Annotated in this window: 10 protein-coding genes and 1 pseudogene; all 11 read left to right on the top strand. The window is 60.8% G+C overall.

The features are described from left to right. Window positions 1-60: 60 nt before the first annotated feature. A complete protein-coding gene (locus tag AYM40_RS20145; protein ID WP_054038594.1) occupies window positions 61-945 on the top strand; it encodes a branched-chain amino acid ABC transporter permease in 885 nt (294 codons plus the stop codon). Beyond that, complete coding sequence (locus tag AYM40_RS20140; protein WP_063497721.1) at window positions 945-1916, top strand: branched-chain amino acid ABC transporter permease; 972 nt, start codon at window positions 945-947, stop codon at window positions 1914-1916. Before AYM40_RS20145 ends, AYM40_RS20140 begins: the two co-directional genes overlap by 1 nt. A gap of 521 nt (window positions 1917-2437) precedes the next feature. After that, window positions 2438-2623 (top strand): annotated as a pseudogene (locus AYM40_RS42550) (branched-chain amino acid ABC transporter substrate-binding protein); the annotation flags it as partial. Between the two features lie 579 nt (window positions 2624-3202). Then, the gene (locus AYM40_RS20130) at window positions 3203-4363 is read left to right on the top strand and encodes an ABC transporter substrate-binding protein (protein ID WP_063497719.1); all 1161 of its coding nucleotides are present in this window, start codon (window positions 3203-3205) and stop codon (window positions 4361-4363) included. A gap of 209 nt (window positions 4364-4572) precedes the next feature. After that, window positions 4573-5628 carry a branched-chain amino acid ABC transporter permease gene (locus tag AYM40_RS20125; protein ID WP_063497718.1) on the top strand — a complete coding sequence of 352 codons (1056 nt, stop codon included), beginning with the start codon at window positions 4573-4575 and terminating at the stop codon, window positions 5626-5628. Window positions 5629-5632: 4 nt separating this feature from the next. Continuing rightward, complete coding sequence (locus AYM40_RS20120; RefSeq protein ID WP_063497717.1) at window positions 5633-7417, top strand: ATP-binding cassette domain-containing protein; 1785 nt, start codon at window positions 5633-5635, stop codon at window positions 7415-7417. Window positions 7418-7428: 11 nt separating this feature from the next. Next, window positions 7429-8181 (top strand): ABC transporter ATP-binding protein, encoded by a 753-nt coding sequence (locus AYM40_RS20115; protein ID WP_181448392.1) that lies wholly within the window; start codon window positions 7429-7431, stop codon window positions 8179-8181. 176 nt (window positions 8182-8357) lie between these two features. Next, the gene (gene mnmG, locus AYM40_RS20110) at window positions 8358-10316 is read left to right on the top strand and encodes a tRNA uridine-5-carboxymethylaminomethyl(34) synthesis enzyme MnmG (RefSeq protein ID WP_063497715.1); all 1959 of its coding nucleotides are present in this window, start codon (window positions 8358-8360) and stop codon (window positions 10314-10316) included. Continuing rightward, a complete protein-coding gene (rsmG, locus tag AYM40_RS20105) occupies window positions 10313-10996 on the top strand; it encodes a 16S rRNA (guanine(527)-N(7))-methyltransferase RsmG (protein ID WP_063497714.1) in 684 nt (227 codons plus the stop codon). The genes mnmG and rsmG overlap by 4 nt, the downstream gene beginning before the upstream one ends. Window positions 10997-11089: 93 nt before the next feature. Continuing rightward, window positions 11090-11881, top strand: a complete 792-nt coding sequence (locus AYM40_RS20100; RefSeq protein WP_063497713.1) for a ParA family protein — start codon at window positions 11090-11092, stop codon at window positions 11879-11881. 18 nt (window positions 11882-11899) lie between these two features. Then, window positions 11900-12787 carry a ParB/RepB/Spo0J family partition protein gene (locus AYM40_RS20095; RefSeq protein ID WP_063497712.1) on the top strand — a complete coding sequence of 296 codons (888 nt, stop codon included), beginning with the start codon at window positions 11900-11902 and terminating at the stop codon, window positions 12785-12787. Window positions 12788-12963 lie beyond the last annotated feature (176 nt).

Genomic DNA, 12963 nt, shown 5'->3' with positions numbered 1-12963 from the left:
CCGGCCGGATCGTACGTAATCGATCTCACCCTGACGATGGCTTAAGGGATTAAGGCTTCAATGGAAATCTTTGGCGTTCCGCTACCGGCGATGCTGAGCCAGTTGCTGCTGGGGCTCGTGAACGGCTCGTTCTACGCGATTCTGAGCCTGGGTCTTGCTGTGATCTTCGGCTTGCTCAACGTGATCAATTTTGCGCACGGCGCATTGTTCATGCTCGGGGCGATGCTCGCGTGGATGGGTCTGTCGTATTTCGGTCTGCCGTACTGGGTGATGCTGGTGCTCGCGCCGCTGATCGTCGGCGTGTTTGGCATCGTGATCGAACGCTCGATGCTGCGCTGGCTCTACAAGCTCGATCACCTGTATGGGCTGCTGCTCACCTTTGGACTCACGCTGGTAGTCGAAGGCGTATTCCGTTCGATTTACGGTTCTTCCGGCCAGCCGTACGATGTGCCGTCGGCACTGTCCGGCGCGACCGATCTCGGCTTCATGTTCCTGCCGAACTATCGGGCGTGGGTGGTGGTGGCGTCGCTCGTGGTCTGCTTCGCGACGTGGTTCGTGATCGAGAAGACGCGCCTTGGCGCCTATCTGCGCGCGGGCACCGAGAACCCGAAACTGGTCGAGGCGTTCGGCGTCAACGTGCCATTGATGATCACGCTCACCTATGGCTTCGGCGTCGCGCTGGCAGCGTTCGCCGGCGTGCTTGCCGCGCCTGTGATTCAGGTCTCGCCGTTGATGGGCCAGCCGATGATCATCACCGTGTTCGCAGTGGTCGTGATCGGCGGGATGGGTTCGATCATGGGCTCGATTCTTACCGGCCTGCTGCTTGGCGTGATCGAAGGGCTGACGCGTGTGTTTTACCCGGAAGCGTCGGCGACCGTCGTCTTCGTGATCATGGCGCTTGTATTGCTGGTGCGCCCGGCGGGTCTCTTCGGCAAGGAAAAATGATGCAGAGAAAAGTACTCTACGGTCTGCTGCTGATCGCGCTTCTCGCGGTGCCCGTGCTCGGCATCTATCCGCTATTCGTCATGAAGGTGCTGTGCTTCGCGTTGTTCGCCGCGGCCTTCAATTTGCTGATCGGCTACACGGGCTTGCTCTCATTCGGTCATGCCATGTTTCTCGCCTCGGCCGGTTACGTCACCGGCTATGCGATGCAAACCCTCGGCTTCTCGCCGGAACTGGGCGTGCTGGCCGGCACCGCCACGGCGACGGTGCTTGGCCTCGTGGTCGGCCTGTTTGCGATCCGTCGGCAGGGCATCTACTTTGCGATGGTGACGCTGGCGCTCGCGCAGATGGTCTACTTCGTATTTCTGCAAGCGCCGTTCACGCACGGTGAGGACGGCCTGCAAGGCGTGCCGCGCGGCAAGCTGTTCGGCTTGCTGGATCTGTCGTCGGATGTGACGCTGTACTTTGTCGTGCTGGCCGTGATGGTGCTGGCATTCCTGCTGATCGTGCGGATCGTGCACTCGCCGTTCGGGCAGGTGCTGGTGGCGATCAAGGAGAACGAGCCGCGCGCCGTGTCGCTCGGTTACGACACCGATCGCTTCAAGCTGCTGGCTTTCATTCTGTCCGCAGGGCTCGCCGGTCTGGCGGGGTCGCTCAAGGTGCTGGTGCAGGGCTTCGAGACACTGAGCGACGCCTACTGGACCATGTCGGGCCTGGTGATTCTGATGACGCTCGTCGGCGGCATGGGCACGCTGTTCGGCCCGCTGCTCGGCGCGGCGCTGATCGTCGCGCTCGAAGACCGGCTCGGCGATATCGGCACGGCGCTGGCAACGACAACCGGGGTTGATTGGTTCCGGTCGCTGGGCGAATCCGTGACCATCGTGACGGGCGTGATTTTCATTGCCTGCGTGCTGGCGTTCCGGCGCGGGATTGTCGGTGAGATCATTGCGCGAGTGCGGCCGTTGCGGGCCTGAACCGGCACAGAATCTTAAATTGCTTCGGCATCCGATATAATTCGGCGATTTTTGAATCAGCCAGGCGGAATCTTGCGTTGCGCGTAGCGGCAGAGCTCGCGGTCAAAGCCACACAAAACGCGCCCCAAATTCGTGCCGCAGTGCACCACTAGGGTAATTGCTAGTTGTAGCAGTCTAAGTGCTCGTTTAATCTTCATGCAGTTCTGTTGCACCACGAATTTTGCAGGTGGAGAACGAGGAGACAATGAGGCACTCAGTGCCCAGACGAAAGCGCTGTTGGATTGATATCCAACAGCGCTTTTTATTTGTACTTTCCATCAAGCGCCATTCAAATCTTCCACTAATTCGGTGCCCCCTTTTTTATTCACCGAATTCCGTCCGATTTCGCCTGCCGCTACCCTGCAAAATGCTTGCGGCGCGGAGCTTTCGTCCGCTAAACTCGCTATTCACCAACCGCTGGGTCGGGCATTTAAATCTGCGTATTTAAATTGAAATGAATAACGGGTAGATCGAGGAGCGGGATGAAGTCGGCATTGCGTTGGATGAGCGCGGCATTGGTCGCCACCGGATTATCCGCAGCATGGAGCGGCCATGCCTTCGCGGACGTGAAAAGCGGCGTGACGGTGTCGGCAACGGGGCCGGCCGCATCGCTGGGTATTCCGGAAAAGAACACGATTGCGGTGTTGCCTAAAGAAGTGGCGGGCCGCTGCTGGTTGCCGGCCAACCGCCCGGTTCGAATCCGGTGATAAAGACATGCCCGCTTCCCACGGCATTTTCAACATGAGCGCGAACGACCACGCTGGTCTCGACCAGCAGGCGCGTGTGATGGTGGAGATCGTCGGCGGCAAGTGGAAGCTGTCCGGCGACTGAGCGAAGGCGAAGCGATACGGAACCCCATATAAAAGACGCGTGCAGTTGACGCGTCTTTTTTATTGCCCGCGTTTGATGAATGGCGGTGCATGAGGTGTGTTGGACAAGCGAGGGATCGGTGATGAACGCGCGGTCGAAACACGGCTGAAGCGGCCGGTTTCAGGACAAGCCCGTATCCGGGCGGCAGTCTATTGACCGTGGATGATACAGAACGCAATACTACTAACATGTTAGTGTTTCGTGCATAAGAAATCGCAGCAGCGGTTCGCAGCGGGGGAGTGGCACCAGAACGGCGAAGGCATTGAGGTTGAGCAGGGAAAACCATGCTTGGCACGCGTGAACCCTATAACTAGATTCAGACACCCGGCCCGTGAGCCGGATTACAGATACGCGCTTCAAAGCGTTTGGAGACTTGCATGAAAAAGACAAAGCAATGGGTACGCACTGGTATCGCGATGGCGTTGATGTGCGGCGCGGGTGCTGCCTTCGCGCAGGTGAAAATCGGCGTCACGTTGTCTACCACCGGGCCGGCCGCATCGCTCGGGATTCCTGAAAAGAACACAATCGCGCTATTGCCGAAAGAGATCGGCGGCAAGACGGTGCAATACATCATCCTCGACGATGCATCGGACACCGGCAAGGCCGTGCAGAACACGCGCAAGCTGATCGACGAAGACCACGTCGATGCGATTATCGGTTCGACCGTCACGCCGAATTCGCTGGCGATGCTCGATCCCGTAGCGGAAGGCAAGACGCCGATGATTTCGCTGGCGGCATCGGCCGCGATCATTGCGCCGATGGACGCGAAGCGCGCATGGGCCTTCAAGACGCCGCAGAACGACGATCTGATGGCCGACGCGATCGCCGACTACATGGAAAAGCACGGTGTTAAGACGGTCGGCTTCATCGGCTTTGCCGACGCCTATGGCGACAACTGGAATAAGGTGTTCGGCGCAGCGGCCGCCGCGCATCACCTGAATATCGTATCGAGCGAGCGCTACAACCGCACCGATGCGTCGGTGACGGGCCAGATCTTGAAGACAATGGGGGCGAATCCGGATGCCGTGCTGATCGCAGGTTCGGGCACGCCGGCGGCGTTGCCGGCCAAGACACTCAAGGAGCGCGGCTATAAGGGCAAGGTCTATCAGACGCACGGCGTCGCGAACAACGACTTCCTGCGCGTGTGCGGCAAGGATTGCGAAGGCGAATTGCTGCCGGCCGGTCCGATCCTGGTGGCCGACCAGTTGCCTGACTCGAATCCGGTGAAGAAGTCATCGGAGGCGTACAAGAACGCCTATGAGAAGGCGTACGGTGCGGGCTCGGTGGCGACCTTCGGCGGTCACGCATGGGACGCCGGTCAGATGCTGCAACGGGCGATTCCTGAAGCGCTGAAGACCGCGCAACCGGGCACGGAAGCGTTCCGCGTGGCGCTGCGTGCGGCACTGGAGAACGTCAAGGAGCTGCCGCTTGCACACGGCATCATGAACACCACGCCGACCGACCATAACGGCCTCGACAAGCGAGCACGCGTGATCGTGCAGATCGTCGACGGCAAGTGGAAGCTGCTGAACGACTAATAACAAAAGCGGTACGCGCCTCTCGCGCGACCTGCGGCGCATGACTGACGCCGCATTGCCATTCTGTTCGATAACAATGGCAACGACCGCCGCGCCGCATTCCGGCGCGGCGGTCGCCTTTTCAGGCATTGCAGGTCGGTGGCCGGCCGTGCGTTTTGCCGCCATGACTGTTTCCCGATTTCGATTTCGACGCTTCAGGACGAGGAAGTATGGATCTATCAATTGCGGCGATCCTCGCGCAGGACGGCATCACCACCGGAGCGATTTACGCGCTGCTCGCGCTTGCGCTGGTGCTGGTGTTCTCCGTGACGCGGGTGATCTTTATCCCGCAGGGGGAGTTTGTTTCGTACGGCGCACTGACGCTCGCCGCGCTGCAGACACAGAAATTTCCGGCGACGTGCTGGCTGCTGATGGCGATGGGCGCGGCATGCTTCGTCGTCGAGATAGCGGGGCTGGTGCGGCATCCGGAAAGACGCCGGCATGCGGCTCGCACGCTGGTGATGCTGGTCGGTAAATACCTGCTGTTTCCGATCGCGGTCTACGCGCTCACGCGGGGCGTTTTCCTACAGCCGCTGCCGATGTTCGCGCAGATCGCGCTGACATTGCTGATCGTGATTCCGATGGGGCCGTTTGTCTACCGGCTCGCGTATGAGCCGATCGCTGAGGCGACTACGCTGCTGCTGCTGATCGTGGCGGTGGCGGTGCACTTTGCGATGGTCGGTCTCGGCCTCGTGATGTTCGGCGCGGAAGGCTCGCGCACCACCGCGTTCTCCGATGCGACTTTCAATATCGGCAGCCTGTCGATCTCCGGACAGAGTGTGTGGGTCGTCGGCACGGCGGTGGTGCTGATCGGCGGGCTGTATCTGTACTTCGATCGCTCCATCTCCGGCAAGGCCTTGCGCGCGACCTCGGTGAACCGGCTCGGCGCGCGGCTCGTCGGCATCGGCACGACGCAGGCAGGGCGCCTCGCGTTCACGCTCGCTGCGGGCCTCGGTGCGCTGTGCGGCATCCTTGTCGCACCCTTGACCACGATCTACTACGACTCGGGCTTCCTGATCGGTTTGAAGGGCTTTGTGGGGGCGATTATCGGCGGGCTGGTCAGCTATCCGCTGGCCGCCGCGGGTTCGATTCTCGTCGGTTTGCTGGAGTCGTATTCGTCGTTCTGGGCGAGCGCTTATAAGGAAGTGATCGTGTTCACGCTGATCATCCCGGTGCTGCTGTGGCGGAGTCTGGCCAGCCCGCACTCGGAAGAGGAAGAGGAGTGACACGATGAAACGGATCATGCAAAACAAGTTCTTCTGGCTGTTCCTCGTGGTGCTGTTCGCGTTGCCGGTGTTGCCGCGGCCAATTCACGTGCCCGAGTACTGGGTGACGCTGCTCAACTACATCGGCCTGTATTCGATCGTCGCGATCGGTCTCGTGCTGCTGACGGGTATCGGTGGGATGACCAGCTTCGGGCAGGCGGCGTTCGTTGGCATCGGCGCCTATGCGACCGCGTATCTGACGACGACGTACGGCGTGTCGCCGTGGCTCGCGCTAATCGCAGGCGTGGTGGTGACAGCGTTGATTGCGCTGATGCTGGGACTTGTGACGATGCGGCTGTCGGGCCACTTTCTGCCGCTCGGCACGATCGCGTGGGGGCTCGCGCTGTTCTATCTGTTCGGCAACATGGAGATGCTCGGTAAGTACGACGGCATCAACGGAATTCCGGTGCTGAATGTTTTTGGCATCAACCTGGAGTCCGGCCGCCATATCTATTACCTGATCTGGGTGGTGGTGCTCGGCGCGGTGATTTCTGTTCAAAATCTGCTTAATAGCCGGCCGGGGCGGGCGATCCGCGCATTGCGCGGCGGCGGCTTGATGGCCGAGGCGATGGGCGTCAACACGGCGTGGATGCGTGTGGTGATCTTCGTCTATGCCGCGGTGTTGGCGTCGATCTCAGGCTTCCTGTACGCACATCTGCAACGCGCGGTGAATCCGACGCCGTTCGGTTTGAACCACGGCATCGAGTTTCTGTTCATGGCGGTGGTGGGTGGTGTGTCGCATGTCTGGGGCGCTGTGCTCGGTGCGGCGATCCTGACCGTGTTGCAGGACTATCTGCAGACGTTGCTGCCAAAACTGCTTGGCGAAAACGGCAACTTCGAAGTGATCGTGTTCGGCATCCTGATGGTGCTGTTGCTGCAATACGCTCGCCAAGGCGTCTGGCCGTTTGTCGCGCGGTTTTTCCCGAAGGGGCCGCGCGCGCATTTGTCGGACCACGCGGAGCCGTTGCCGCAACGCAGCAAGCCGACTACCGGTGAAGATCTGCTGACGGTGAATAAGGCACGCAAGCAGTTCGGCGGGTTGGTCGCGGTGAACGATGTCAGCTTCGAGGTGAAGGCGGGGCAGATCATCGGCTTGATCGGCCCGAATGGCGCCGGCAAGTCGACCACCTTCAATCTGGTCACGGGCGTGCTGCAAGCGACGAGTGGCGAAATTACCTTCCGTGGGGAGCGTATCGATTCGCTGAGTTCACGTGAAATCGTCAAGCGCGGCATTGGTCGCACCTTCCAGCACGTCAAGCTGCTGCCTGGGATGACGGTGCTGGAGAACGTGGCGATCGGCGCGCATCTGCGTGGCCAGGCCGGTGTGTGGCGCAGTGTTGCGCGGCTGAACGGCGCGGAAGAAGCGCGCCTGATGGCCGAAGCGGCTCGCCAGATTCGCCGCGTCGGACTCGAGCAACATATGTACGACGAGGCCGGCAGCCTGGCGTTGGGGCAGCAGCGGATTCTCGAAATTGCTCGCGCCCTGTGCTGTGACCCGACCTTGCTGCTGTTGGACGAACCTGCCGCTGGTCTGCGGTATCAGGAAAAACTGCAATTGGCGGACCTGCTGCGCCGCCTCAAGACTGAAGGCATGAGCGTGCTGCTGGTCGAACACGATATGGATTTCGTGATGAATCTCACCGATCGGCTGGTGGTGATGGAGTTCGGCACGCGGATCGCGGAAGGCCTGCCGCAGGATGTCCAGCAAGATCCGGCCGTGCTTGAGGCTTATCTGGGCGGGGTGGAGTGATGGAGAACACGATGAACTCGGCTGCATCGATTCTTGACGTGAACGGTTTGTCAGTCCGCTATGGCAAGGTCGAAGCGCTGCACGGCGCGGCAATCAAAGTGCGGCCCGGGCAGATCGTCTCAGTGATTGGTCCGAACGGCGCGGGCAAGTCCACGTTGCTGAACGCGATCATGGGCGCATTGCCGACCACGGGCCATGCGAGAGGCTTGGTCCTCTATCAAGGTGAAGACGTCAGCGCGGTGCCGGTCGAAAAGCGAGTTGCGCGGGGCATGTGTCTGGTGCCGGAAAAGCGCGAGCTGTTCGCGTCGATGACCGTTGAAGACAATCTGGTCCTCGGCGCGTATCGGCGCAAGCGGGCAGGGGAGCGCAACTTTCTCGATCAAATCGAGCCGGTCTTTACGCTTTTTCCTCGCTTGAAAGAGCGCCGGAAGCAGGCGGCCGGGACGCTATCGGGTGGGGAACGGCAGATGCTTGCAGTTGGCCGGGCGTTGATGGGCAAACCCGATCTGCTGATGCTCGATGAACCAAGCCTGGGTCTCGCGCCGTTGATCGTGAAGGAAATTTTCCACATCATTAGCGCGCTGCGGCAGACCGGCGTCGCAACGCTGTTGATCGAGCAGAACGCACGTGCTGCGCTGCAGATATCCGACTACGGTTACGTGATTGAAACAGGTGAACTGGCGCTGGAAGGGCCGGCTGTTGATCTGGCGCAGAATCCGCGCGTGATTGAAACCTATCTTGGGTTGGCCAAGAAAGTGGCTTAGTTTTTCATTTTTTGGTCGGTTCGCTGTGGTTCAAAGCGGTGTGTTTCACGTGAAACACACCGCTTTTTTGTTGCCTGGCCATTCGGCCGAAATTCGGGCCTAAACCGAACCCGTTATAATTCGCCCATACATTTTCCTTTGAAAGGCTCACGCGACGATCTGGCGTGAGATCCGCGATGCTTTTTCCCACAGAATTTGACGTAATCGTCGTCGGCGGCGGTCATGCCGGCACCGAAGCCGCTTTGGCTTCGGCACGCATGGGCAATACCACCCTCCTGCTGACGCATAACATCGAAACCCTCGGTCAGATGAGCTGCAACCCGTCCATCGGCGGGATTGGCAAGGGCCATCTGGTGAAGGAAGTCGATGCGCTCGGCGGTGCGATGGCGGCCGCGACGGACGAGGGCGGGATCCAGTTCCGGATCCTCAATTCGTCGAAGGGGCCTGCTGTCCGTGCGACGCGCGCGCAGGCGGACCGTCTGCTGTACAAGCAGGCGATCCGGCATCGGCTGGAGAATCAGCCGAACCTGTGGCTGTTCCAGCAAGCGGTCGACGATCTGATGGTGGAAGGCGACCGGGTGGTCGGGGCCGTGACGCAGGTGGGAATTCGTTTCCGCTCGCGCGCAGTCGTGCTGACGGCTGGGACGTTCCTCGACGGCAAGATTCACGTGGGTTTGAATAACTACACCGGTGGCCGTGCCGGCGATCCGGCGGCGGTGTCGCTGTCTGCCCGTCTCAAGGAATTAAAGCTGCCGCAAGGGCGCCTCAAAACCGGGACGCCGCCGCGCATCGACGGCCGGACGATCGACTTTTCGAAGCTTGAGGAGCAGCCGGGCGATCTGGATCCGGTGCCGGTTTTCTCGTTTCTGGGGCGTGTCGAACAGCATCCGCGACAGGTGCCGTGCTGGGTCACGCATACGAATGAGCGCACGCACGACATTATCCGTGGTGGTCTCGACCGTTCGCCGATGTATACCGGCGTGATCGAAGGGGTGGGGCCGCGGTATTGCCCGTCGATCGAGGACAAGATTCACCGCTTCGCATCTAAGGAATCGCATCAGATCTTCCTCGAGCCGGAAGGACTGACGACGAACGAGTTTTATCCCAATGGGATTTCCACCAGTCTGCCGTTCGACGTGCAACTGGAACTCGTGCGTTCTATGCGTGGTTTGGAGCACGCGCATATTCTGCGGCCGGGCTACGCGATCGAATACGACTACTTCGATCCGCGCGGGCTGAAGGCATCGCTGGAAACCAAGGTGATCCACGGGCTGTTCTTCGCGGGCCAGATCAATGGCACGACCGGCTACGAAGAAGCGGCTGCGCAAGGTTTGCTGGCGGGGATCAATGCCGGCCTGCAGGTGCAGGGCAAGGATGCATGGTGCCCGCGCCGCGATCAGGCGTACTTGGGTGTTCTAGTCGACGATCTGGTGACGCGTGGGGTGTCCGAGCCGTATCGGATGTTCACGAGCCGTGCCGAATACCGTCTGAGCCTACGCGAAGACAACGCCGATATGCGTCTGACGGAGATCGGCCGCGAACTCGGTGTGGTCGACGACGTCCGTTGGGACGCATTCAGCCGCAAGCGCGATGCTGTTTCACGTGAAACAGAGCGCCTGCGCACGACTTGGGTCAATCCTAAGACGTTACCGGCTGAAGAAGCGACCGCATTGCTCGGCAAACCGATCGACCACGAATATAGTTTGGCGGATCTGCTGCGCCGTCCGGGCGTGACGTACGACGGCGTCTGCGGTTTGCGCGCGGGCGCATGCGCTGCCCCTGAAACGCTGGCCGAAGACGATGTTCTGCTCGCTCAGATCAAGGAGCAGATCGAGATCGGCATCAAGTATCAAGGTTACATCGATCGCCAAGCCGATGAGATCGAGCGAAATGAATCGCACGAAAGTACGCGTTTGCCGGAGGGGTTGGACTACGCCGAGGTGAGGGGGCTGTCGTTCGAAGCGCGTCAGAAGCTGACGCAATTCCGCCCCGAGACCATCGGCCAGGCGTCGCGTATCTCCGGCATTACGCCGGCAGCGATCTCCTTGCTGATGGTGCACCTGAAGCGTGGCTTGGGGCGGCGCTCGACGAAACCTGCCGAACCCGGCGCCGACAGCACGCCGGTGACGCAATGACGGTGAGTCAGAAGGGAAGCGGTAACGAGGCTTTGGCGCCGCTGTTGGCAAGCGGCGTTCGCGAACTCGGCCTCGATCTGAGCGACGCGCAACTCGGCAAACTGCTCGACTATGTTGCGCTGCTGTCCAAGTGGAACGCCGTGTACAACCTGACGGCGATTCGTGATCCGCGGCAGATGCTTATCCAGCACATCCTGGATTCGCTTTCGATCGTGCCGCATCTCGCTACGCGCGGCGTTTCCTCTGTGCTGGACGTGGGTTCCGGTGGTGGTCTGCCCGGTATCGTGCTGGCTATCGTACTGCCCGGCTGGACCGTCACCGTGAACGATATCGTTCATAAAAAGACAGCTTTTCAGGCGCAGGCTAAGGCTGAACTCGGCCTTGCGAATCTCTCGGTCGTCACAGGCCGCGTCGAGACTTTGCAGCCGGGCGCCGAAGTACCGGCAAAGTTCGACGTAATCGTGTCGCGCGCATTCGCAGAGCTCGCGGATTTCGTTACACTGGCCCGTCATCTGGTTGCGGAGCAGGGCGCGATCTGGGCGATGAAGGGCGTGCGCCCGGATGGCGAGATCGAACGTTTGCCAGCAGGTGCCCACGTGGAGCAGATCATTCGGCTGAACGTGCCGTCGCTCGACGCAGAACGGCATCTGATCAAGGTTCGGGTGGACGCCGACCACTGACGGCTACCGGCAGATCCAAGGCACGCACCGCGTACCACAGGCGCTTTCTACTTTATTCAAGCAGCTTCAGGCAGCAAAAGGGACACACCAACGATGGCAAAAATTTTCTGCGTTGCAAACCAGAAGGGCGGTGTCGGCAAGACGACGACGGCAGTCAATCTGGCCGCGAGCTTGGCAGCGCAGGGACAGCGAGTCCTTCTCATCGATCTGGACCCGCAGGGCAACGCCACGATGGGCAGCGGTGTAGACAAGGGCGCATGCACGAACACCGTCTACGAAGTGCTCGTGGACGGCGTCTCGGTGGCGGATGCCCGAGTACGCCCAGAAGCCGTCGGCTATGACGTGCTGCCCGCGAACCGCGAATTGGCAGGTGCCGAGGTCGAACTGGTCAGCGTGCAGAACCGCGAGCGCCAAATGAAGATCGCCTTGGCGGCGGTTGAACGTGAATACGACTTCGTGCTGATCGACTGCCCGCCGGCTTTGTCACTGCTGACGCTGAACGGTTTGTGCGCCGCGCATGGCGTGGTGATCCCGATGCAGTGCGAGTACTTCGCGCTCGAGGGTCTATCCGACCTGGTCAACACGATCAAGCAGGTGCACGCGAACCTGAATCGCGATCTGAAGGTGATCGGCCTGCTGCGTGTGATGTTCGATCCGCGCATCACATTGCAACAGCAAGTCTCGGATCAACTGAAAGAGCACTTTGGCGACAAGGTGTTCGATGTGGTGATCCCGCGCAACGTGCGTCTTGCCGAGGCGCCTAGCTATGGGTTGCCCGGTGTTGTGTTCGATAAGGCGTCGCGTGGCGCGCAGGCGTATGTGCAGTTCGGTGCAGAGATGATTGAGCGGGTGCGCGCATTGAATGACGCGCCCCAGGCGTCCTAAGCGGATCGAGGAAGCACAATGAACGCAGTAGCAAGAAAAAAGGGATTGGGCCGTGGCCTGGAAGCATTGCTTGGTGGCAGTGCGGATATTACCGAGGCTGTGGCGATCGAGGGTGCGCCGCACGTGCTGCCGCTCAGCAAGCTGCAGGCCGGCAAGTACCAGCCTCGCACGCGTATGGACGAAGGCGCGTTGCAGGAATTGGCGGCCAGCATCCGTGCCCAAGGGCTGATGCAACCGATCCTCGTGCGGCCGGTCTCGGCGGACAAGTACGAGATTATCGCCGGCGAGCGGCGTTTCCGCGCCGCACGTCTTGCTGGCCTCGACGAGGTGCCGGTGCTGGTGAAGGACGTCCCGGACCAGGCCGCCGCGGCGATGGCGTTGATCGAGAACATCCAGCGCGAAGATCTGAATCCGCTGGAAGAAGCGCAGGGCATTCAGCGCTTGCTCGACGAGTTCAATTTCACGCACGAGCAGGCGGCTGAATCGGTGGGCCGCTCGCGCAGCGCTGTATCGAATCTGCTGCGTTTGCTCAACCTGGCAGCGCCGGTGCAGACGATGTTGCTGGCCGGTGATCTCGATATGGGGCATGCACGCGCGCTGCTAGCCGTCGACGCCGCGACGCAGATCACGATGGCCAACCAGGTCGTCAACAAGCGCATGTCGGTGCGCGAGACCGAAAAGCTGGTGACGGCGACCACCAAGGCTGCGCCCGCAGTGAAGGCGCGGGCGAATCAGGACGGCGGCCGCGACACGCGACGGCTCGAAGAGGAGTTGTCCGATCTGCTCTCCGCAACCGTGAAGATCAAGCTCGGCCGGCGCGGCCGCGGCCAGGTGCTGGTGGACTTCGGCGATCTGGACGCACTGGAAGGCATTCTTGTGCGGCTGCGTGGTAATGCTACCGTCTGATCGTGGCGGGTTGAACGCGGGGGAGTTGAATATGCTTGCGGGTGGGTTGAGTTTCGCTCGCGCTCGCAAGCAGTTTGGTGTGTTTTCGGCGGTAGCGGGCGGCGCAGCGGTCGTATTTGCCGCAAGCGTGGCTCGTTTGACGATCTCTCTGATTGATCGATAACCTAAGTGAATTT

It is taken from the genome of Paraburkholderia phytofirmans OLGA172 (genome assembly GCF_001634365.1).
Taxonomy (GTDB): domain Bacteria; phylum Pseudomonadota; class Gammaproteobacteria; order Burkholderiales; family Burkholderiaceae; genus Paraburkholderia.
The sequence above is the reverse complement of the archived record's forward strand: the minus strand, read 5'-3'. Positions and strand labels throughout refer to the sequence as shown.

Excerpts from the sequence above, each read along its gene's own strand:
- rsmG (WP_063497714.1), top strand. The coding sequence starts at position 10,313 with ATGACGGTGAGTCAGAAGGGAAGCGGTAACGAGGCTTTGGCGCCGCTG.
- mnmG (WP_063497715.1), top strand. The coding sequence starts at position 8,358 with ATGCTTTTTCCCACAGAATTTGACGTAATCGTCGTCGGCGGCGGTCAT.
- AYM40_RS20100 (WP_063497713.1), top strand. The coding sequence starts at position 11,090 with ATGGCAAAAATTTTCTGCGTTGCAAACCAGAAGGGCGGTGTCGGCAAG.
- AYM40_RS20145 (WP_054038594.1), top strand. The coding sequence starts at position 61 with ATGGAAATCTTTGGCGTTCCGCTACCGGCGATGCTGAGCCAGTTGCTG.
- AYM40_RS20115 (WP_181448392.1), top strand. The coding sequence starts at position 7,429 with ATGAACTCGGCTGCATCGATTCTTGACGTGAACGGTTTGTCAGTCCGC.
- AYM40_RS20125 (WP_063497718.1), top strand. The coding sequence starts at position 4,573 with ATGGATCTATCAATTGCGGCGATCCTCGCGCAGGACGGCATCACCACC.
- AYM40_RS20140 (WP_063497721.1), top strand. The coding sequence starts at position 945 with ATGCAGAGAAAAGTACTCTACGGTCTGCTGCTGATCGCGCTTCTCGCG.
- AYM40_RS20120 (WP_063497717.1), top strand. The coding sequence starts at position 5,633 with ATGAAACGGATCATGCAAAACAAGTTCTTCTGGCTGTTCCTCGTGGTG.
- AYM40_RS20095 (WP_063497712.1), top strand. The coding sequence starts at position 11,900 with ATGAACGCAGTAGCAAGAAAAAAGGGATTGGGCCGTGGCCTGGAAGCA.
- AYM40_RS20130 (WP_063497719.1), top strand. The coding sequence starts at position 3,203 with ATGAAAAAGACAAAGCAATGGGTACGCACTGGTATCGCGATGGCGTTG.